Annotated in this window: 3 protein-coding genes and 1 rRNA gene; all 4 read left to right on the forward strand. The window is 31.4% G+C overall.

What is annotated here, in order from left to right; genetic code table 11:
- Positions 1 to 94, forward strand: a 5S ribosomal RNA gene (gene rrf / locus ACFXN8_RS26215); the annotation flags it as partial.
- A 334-nt stretch (positions 95 to 428) separates the two neighbouring features.
- Positions 429 to 1601, forward strand: a complete 1173-nt coding sequence (locus ACFXN8_RS26220) for an ATP-grasp domain-containing protein (protein ID WP_376079074.1) — start codon at positions 429 to 431, stop codon at positions 1599 to 1601.
- 39 nt (positions 1602 to 1640) lie between these two features.
- Entirely contained in the window at positions 1641 to 3323 is a 1683-nt protein-coding gene (locus ACFXN8_RS26225; RefSeq protein WP_386848298.1) for a methyl-accepting chemotaxis protein, read from the forward strand.
- A 192-nt stretch (positions 3324 to 3515) separates the two neighbouring features.
- The gene (locus ACFXN8_RS26230; RefSeq protein ID WP_376079078.1) at positions 3516 to 4409 is read left to right on the forward strand and encodes a patatin-like phospholipase family protein; all 894 of its coding nucleotides are present in this window, start codon (positions 3516 to 3518) and stop codon (positions 4407 to 4409) included.
- Positions 4410 to 4678 lie beyond the last annotated feature (269 nt).

Raw genomic sequence — 4678 nt, forward strand, 5'->3', positions numbered from 1 at the left:
TCACACCCGTTCCCATACCGAACACGGAAGTTAAGCTCTTTAGCGCCGATGGTAGTTGGGGGCTTCCCCCTGTGAGAGTAGGACGTCGCTAGGCAATGTAAACAGTCAGCTGTGTGCTGGCTGTTTTTTTTATACAAAATTATACAAATAGTAATAAACCAAGAAGCTTAAATTAGCTTCTTGGTTTTTTTTAGTTATTTACTTTAGCAAAAATTAATCTTCATATAGTTAAATATACTCATTGATGTTTAGATATTTAAGTGTGCTTTTTATTAACTTTAATGAAATATTACCTATGGTATAAAAAGTCAAAATTATGGATTTTATAGGTATTATATATTAGAATAGGTAATAGTCATTTTTACATACTTTTATAGATTCTTTTAGGATATGGATATGTAAAAAATATATGGATAGGAGTGTAAAAGTTGATAATACTAGATAGACCTTATGTTTCTGATTTATTAGCGCACACAATTAGTAGGAATGAAATTCCAGTTATCAAATTAAATGAAGTTTTTATACCAAATGAATCTACTATAAATTTTAAAAAGGTAGACGATTTGTTGATTGAATTAGAGAAGGGGAATTGTCCAATTCTCTTTAACTCTGAAAATGGACTTAATATTTTATCAAAATATGCACCTAAACACTATTTAACAACTGTTACAGATATTTTGAAAAATAAAGTTACTTTCAGGAAAACATTAAGTAGACATTATAAAGATTTCTTTTTCACAGAAGTTTCTCTAAAAGAATTAGAAGAATTAGATCCTAGTGCTCTACCTTTCCCTATTATTGTTAAGCCTGTTATAGGATATTCAAGTATAGGTGTACATCGTATTGATAAGGTAGAAGAATATAAAGAAACTATTAAACAACTTAAATTTGAAATGGAAGTTACAAGTTCAGACTATCCAATCGAAGTTATTAATAACCAATCATTTATAATTGAGAAATTAATTGAAGGTGATGAATACGCTGTTGACGTATATTTTACAGAAGACGGGGAACCTGTTATCTTAAATCTTTTTAAAAGAATGTTTAGGCATGAGAAAGACATGAGCGATAGAATTTACTATACGAGTAAGCAAGTAATAAATGAGTCCCTCAACAAAATTCAAGAATTTTTAGGAACTATTTCATCGTTCTTCGCTTTAAAACTTGCCCCTATACATATTGAAATTCGCATCGATAATGAGGGACAGATTGTTCCAATTGAAGTAAATCCACTTAGATTTGCTGGTATCGGTACAAATGAACTTGGCGTTCATGCATATGGTGTAAACGCATGTGAGTACTTTTTTAAACAACAAAAGCCTGATTGGGAAAATATAGTTAATCAAATGGATGATTCAATTTATAGTTTTTGTTGTGCTGAAATAGATGCCTCTATTGATTGTAAGCAAGTTGTATCTATTAATCATGAAGCATTTAAACTAAATTTTGATGAAATTTTAGAATATCGACCAATGAAAGTGAATGAAAGCTCTACCTTTGCTGTAATCTTTCATAAATCACCGGATTTAAATGAGAATATAAGGTTATTGAACTTAGATCTGAATCAATATATTACGTTAAATGAATTGGTATTTGTTTAATAATGATTAATTTTTTTATTACAGTTAGGAGCGTTAATGATGTTTAAAGGTATGACAATTAGAAAGAAAATATTATTAAACGTATTAATGCCTATTGTTGTTATAAGCACAATTTTTAGCTTTGCCATTTTTATTGTAGCTGAACGTTTAATTGATGGGTATATTATTCCTCAGTTTGAAGAGAGTTTAACGATGAAAATGGAGGATTTTGATGAGCTATTTGATAAAGAATTAATCAATAGTGCTAAAACAAACAAAAGTGCATATCAAGAATTATTGTCTAGAGGAAATGCATTCAAAGAAAAGTATGATTTAGAAAATGTGTATATTATGAGTAAAGTAGATAATAAAGAAGTCATTTTATTTTTAGGCAATGACGATAAGTATTTATCACCACTAGCGTTTACAGATGAACAAAAAGCAGCGCTAGGCACAACTAAAATGGTTACAAGTGATATTTATATAGATGATTACGGTGCTCATAAGTCTACATTTTTACAAGTTCAAGGAACAGATTCTGTCTTAGGATTAGATGAAGATGCAGATTTTATAGTTGATTTAGAAAATTTATTAATAAAGGTATGTGTATTATTAGCACTTATATTTATTGTGGTAAGTGGTATATTAGCATATTTCACTGCTAAAAGAATTTCTAAACCGTTAAATCAACTTGTAGATTACACTAAAGTAATTGCAGCTGGTGATTTAACGCAGGAAATAAAAAATACAAGTAATGACGAAATTGGTCAGCTTGCATCAAGTTTTAATAGTATGCAAGTACAGCTAAAAGATGTTATAGGGCATGTATCCTCAACAGCAGACTATGTAGCAAATGGGTCTAAAGAATTGACTCAAAGTATAGAGCAAGTGACAGAAATGACTAATCAGGTATCAGCGGCGATTCAGGAAGTTTCAGTAAGTAGCGAAATGGTAACAACTGGGGCTATTCAAAATCAAATTGCGATTAGAGAAATATCAGAGGGTATAGTAGAAATTACGGAATCTACCACGAATGTCTCTGATGAATCTATTAAGACATCTGAAGAATCCAATCAAGGTAATAATGTTATTCAACAATCCGTACAAGGAATTGATTCGATTAACGAGCTTTCAAAAGCCTCTATGCAAATGACAGAACAAATGCATCAACGTTCTAAAGAAGTAGGACAAATTACAAATGTAATTACAAGTATTTCAGATCAAATTAATTTACTTGCACTAAATGCAGCTATTGAGGCTGCTCGTGCAGGTGAATATGGAAAAGGGTTTGCTGTTGTTGCAGATGAAATAAGACATTTAGCAGAACAATCTGCCCAATCTGCTAATGACATTACTAAATTAATCTCTGAAATGCAAAACAATTCTAATGAATCTGTTGACGCTATTACGAGAGTAGTAAATGAAATTGATCAAGAGACTGTCGCAATAAGATTGGCTGGAGATACTTTCCGAAATATCTCATCTCTAATTTCAAACATTAGTATGCGAACGCAATCAATTGCTTCAACAGTAGAACAAATATCAGCAAGCTCTGAACAAGTATTAGGGACTACTGAGACAACTGTGCAATCATTGGAGCAAACATCAGCAGGTACCCAAAACATTGCTTCAACTATGCAAGAGCAATCTGCTTTTATGGAAGAAATGCTAGGAACTGCTAATCAAGTAAACGAGATGGTTGAAAACTTAAAAGGTCAAATTGCACATTTTAAAATTAAGTAATCTAAGCGATAACATAAACTAAGTTAAAAGGATTAGCTCTATCTTGAACAGAGTTAATCCTTTTACTATTTTTAGATCCGTATGTCAGTATCAAAGTCGTTTGTAAATTCGACAAAATACTCATTGAGTTCGTTCTATTTGTATATAACCATTTATATAATGTAAAGATTACTTGAAAAAGGAGAGGGAATTTTGTGGATTGATGGTGTTTTTTCTGGTGGCGGTTTGAAGGGGTTTGCACTAGTTGGGGCGTATCAAGTACTAGAAGCTGAAAATTTTCGCTTTAAACGGGTAGCTGGGACGAGTGCCGGGGCCATATTAGCTGCTTTTATTGCTGCGGGATATAGCGGAAAAGAAATCCAGACTATGTTAGAAGAGTTGGATGTACCTTCATTATTAGATCAAAGGAAAACAATCTTACCATTCCCGTTTATGAAGTGGGTTAATGTTTATCACCATTTAGGTTTATATAAAGGAAAAGCATTAGAAAAATGGTTTTTTCAAAAATTAGCTGCAAAAGGTGTTTATACGTTCGGAGATTTACCTAGAGATTCATTAAAGTTAGTGGCCTCAGATTTAACAAATGGCAAAATGATGGTGTTACCGGATGATTTACAAAATTATCATATTGATGCGAAAAAATTTTCTGTTGCAAGTGCTTTACGTATGAGTTGTGGTATACCATTTTTCTTTGAACCAGTTACATTAAAAACAGGAAAAGGAGATTCAGTTATTGTAGATGGCGGTGTATTGAGTAATTTTCCATTATGGGTATTTGATGATAGAGAAGGACGTAAGGTGCGGCCGATTATAGGGCTTAAATTGAGTAGACGTAGAGAAGAACAACACCCACATGAAATTAAAAATGGATTAAATTTATTTGAAGCTTTATTTTCTACTATGAAAGATGCTCATGATGAAAGATATATCTCAAGACGGCATGAAAGAGATATTATTTTTATTCCTGTCGATGATTATAGCGCTACTCAATTTGATTTAGATGAAGAGACTAAAGAAACACTTTTAGAGATTGGAAGAAACCGTACTATTCAATTTTTAAAAGCGTGGCCAAGATTTAAGTTATAAAACTTTTGAAAAAATGAATAAAACTATTGACGCTCTATGAAGTAGATGATATTATATAAAAGTTGCTGATAAACATGCAACTAGAACAATATAAAAATAAAATAACTGTTTGACAGTATGTGTGAAACATGTTATTATATAAAAGTTAACTCTTAACAAAGAGATAACGATTGTAAATGAACCTTGAAAACTGAACAAGCAAAACGTAATCAATAAAGTTTTTAGTAGCTAACCTTGAGTTGGTGAACGAAACAAAATTTTGGACATCA

The organism is Lysinibacillus sp. NPDC059133, from assembly GCF_042755925.1.
Lineage (GTDB): Bacteria > Bacillota > Bacilli > Bacillales_A > Planococcaceae > Lysinibacillus.